1 protein-coding gene is annotated in these 3,313 nt (G+C 64.0%); it reads left to right on the top strand.

Annotated elements, in window-relative coordinates:
• On the top strand, window positions 1-3,231 hold a 3,231-nt coding region (gene rpoB / locus ACE3S9_RS17030), incomplete at its 5' end, for a DNA-directed RNA polymerase subunit beta (RefSeq protein WP_374547671.1).
• Window positions 3,232-3,313: the final 82 nt, after the last annotated feature.

The following is a 3,313-nucleotide window of genomic DNA, read 5'->3' as shown; positions in this document are numbered from 1 at the left end:
GGCCAGTTCATCGCGGAAGATCTCTATAACCCGCAGACCGGCGAAATCTTCGCCGAAGCGGGCGACGAGATCACCGCCAAGACGCTGGAGCATCTCCTCGGCCTCGGTTTCGAAGAGCTGCCGATCCTCGACATCGACCACATCAATATCGGCCCCTATATCCGCAACACGCTGGCTGTCGACAAGAACAGCTCGCGTGAAGAGGCCCTGTTTGACATCTACCGCGTGATGCGTCCCGGCGAGCCGCCGACGATCGATTCCGCGGAAGCCATGTTCCATTCCTTGTTTTTCGACGCCGAGCGCTATGACCTCTCGGCGGTCGGCCGCGTGAAGATGAACATGCGCCTCGACCTCGACGCGCCGGACACCACCCGTGTGCTGCGTCGCGCCGACATTCTCGCCGTGGTCAAGGCTTTGGTCGACCTGCGCGACGGCCGTGGCGAAATCGACGACATCGATCATCTCGGTAACCGCCGTGTGCGTTCGGTCGGCGAATTGATGGAAAATCAATATCGCCTCGGCCTGCTCCGCATGGAGCGCGCCATCAAGGAGCGCATGTCCTCGGTCGATATCGACACGATCATGCCGCAGGACCTGATCAACGCCAAGCCGGCGGCGGCGGCCGTGCGCGAGTTCTTCGGCTCGTCGCAGCTTTCGCAGTTCATGGACCAGACCAATCCGCTGTCGGAGATCACCCATAAGCGCCGTCTGTCGGCGCTTGGCCCGGGCGGCCTGACTCGCGAGCGCGCCGGCTTCGAAGTCCGCGACGTGCATCCGACCCATTACGGCCGCATCTGTCCGATCGAGACGCCGGAAGGCCCGAACATCGGCCTGATCAACTCGCTCGCGACTTTCGCGCGCGTCAATAAATACGGCTTCATCGAGGCGCCCTATCGCCGCGTGAAAGACGGCCGCGTCACTGACGAGGTGGTCTATCTGTCGGCGATGGAAGAGCAGAAATATTCTGTCGCCCAGGCCAATGCGTCGCTCGACGACAAGGGCGCCCTGACCGAAGATCTGGTCGTCTGCCGCCGCGCCGGCGATGTGGTCATGCTCACGCCTGACCATGTCGATTTCATGGACGTGTCGCCGAAACAGCTCGTCTCGGTCGCCGCGGCTTTGATCCCGTTCCTGGAGAACGACGACGCCAACCGCGCGCTGATGGGCTCGAACATGCAGCGCCAGGCGGTGCCTCTGGTCCGCGCCGACGCGCCGCTGGTCGGCACCGGCATGGAAGGCGTGGTCGCGCGCGATTCGGGCGCCGCCATCGCCGCCCGGCGCGCCGGCGTGGTCGACCAGATCGACGCCACCCGCGTGGTCATCCGCGCGACGGAAGAACTCGACGCCGCCCGTCCGGGCGTCGACATCTACCGATTGATGAAGTTCCAGCGCTCGAACCAGTCGACCTGCATCAACCAGCGTCCGCTGGTGCGCGTCGGCGACATCGTGCGCAAGGGCGACATTCTGGCCGACGGTCCGTCGACCGACATGGGCGATCTGGCGCTCGGCCGCAATGTGGTCGTCGCCTTCATGCCCTGGAACGGCTACAACTTCGAAGATTCGATCCTTCTCAACGAGAAGATCGTCAAGGAAGACATTTTCACCTCGATCCATATCGATGAATTCGAGGTGATGGCCCGCGACACCAAGCTCGGTCCCGAAGAAATCACGCGCGACATTCCGAACGTTTCGGAAGAGGCGCTGAAGAATCTCGACGAGGCGGGTATCGTCTATATCGGCGCGGAAGTGCAGGCGGGCGACATTCTCGTCGGCAAGATCACGCCCAAGGGCGAAAGCCCGATGACGCCGGAAGAAAAGCTGCTTCGCGCCATTTTCGGCGAGAAGGCTTCCGACGTGCGCGACACCTCGCTGCGCGTTCCTCCGGGCGTGCAGGGCACGATCGTGGAAGTGCGCGTGTTCAACCGCCACGGCGTCGACAAGGACGAGCGCGCCCAGGCGATCGAGCGCGAGGAAATCGAGCGTCTCGCCAAGGACCGCGACGACGAGTTGGCGATCCTCGACCGCAACGTCTATGCGCGCCTCGCCGACATGCTGATCGGCAAGACCGCTCTTTCCGGCCCGAAGGGCTTCAAGAAGGAGCAGGTGCTGAGCCGCGAGCTGATCGACGAATATCCGCGCTCGCAATGGTGGGTCTTCGCGGTCGACGACGACGCCCTGATGGGCGAGATCGAGGCCATGCGCAAGCAGTACGACGAGGCGAAGAAGGGGCTTGAGAGCCGCTTCCTCGACAAGGTCGAGAAGCTGCAGCGCGGCGACGAGCTGTCGCCCGGCGTGATGAAGATGGTCAAGGTCTTCGTCGCGGTGAAGCGCAAGATCCAGCCCGGCGACAAGATGGCGGGCCGCCACGGCAACAAGGGCGTGGTCTCGCGCATTCTGGCGCAAGAGGACATGCCCTTCCTCGCCGACGGCACCCCCGTCGACATCGTGCTGAACCCGCTCGGCGTGCCCTCGCGCATGAACGTCGGCCAGATTCTGGAGACGCATCTGGGCTGGGCCTGCCGCAATCTCGGCAAGCAGGTCGCGGAAGCGGTCAACGCCTATCAGCGTTCGCTGAATTCGGCGCCGCTGCGCGACAAGCTGGTCGAGCTTTACGGCAAGGGCGCCGACACCTCGGAGCTTGGCGCCGTGGCCGATGGCGAACTGGTCGAGATCGCCCAGAACCTGACCCGCGGCGTGCCGATCGCGACTCCCGTCTTCGACGGCGCGCGCGAGCCGGACATCGTCAAGATGCTGGAGCAGGCCGGGCTCGACGGTTCGGGCCAGACCGTGCTCTATGACGGCCGCACCGGCGAGGCTTTCGACCGCAGGGTGACGGTGGGCGTGATCTACATGCTCAAGCTGCACCATCTGGTGGACGACAAGATCCACGCGCGTTCGATCGGCCCCTATTCGCTGGTCACGCAGCAGCCGCTTGGCGGCAAGGCGCAGTTCGGCGGCCAGCGCTTCGGCGAAATGGAAGTCTGGGCGCTCGAAGCCTATGGCGCGGCTTATACGCTGCAGGAAATGCTGACGGTGAAGTCGGACGACGTCGCGGGTCGCACCAAGGTCTACGAATCCATCGTGCGCGGCGACGATACGTTCGAATCCGGCATTCCGGAAAGCTTCAACGTGCTGGTCAAGGAAATGCGTTCGCTCGGCCTCAATGTCGAGCTGAACCAGTCCGCACCGCCGGCGAATGAAGAAACGCCGCCGGCCGAAGCCGCAGAATGATTTGACGGGAGGCGCGAGCGCCTCCCGGTGACGCGCGAAGAGGGGAGGCGCCAGCGCCTCCTTCAGCGAATGAATTTCGGAG

Origin of the sequence: Rhodoblastus sp., from assembly GCF_041915505.1 — a bacterium.
Classification (GTDB): domain Bacteria; phylum Pseudomonadota; class Alphaproteobacteria; order Rhizobiales; family Beijerinckiaceae; genus Rhodoblastus.
This window is presented reverse-complemented; position numbering and strand designations above follow the sequence as displayed.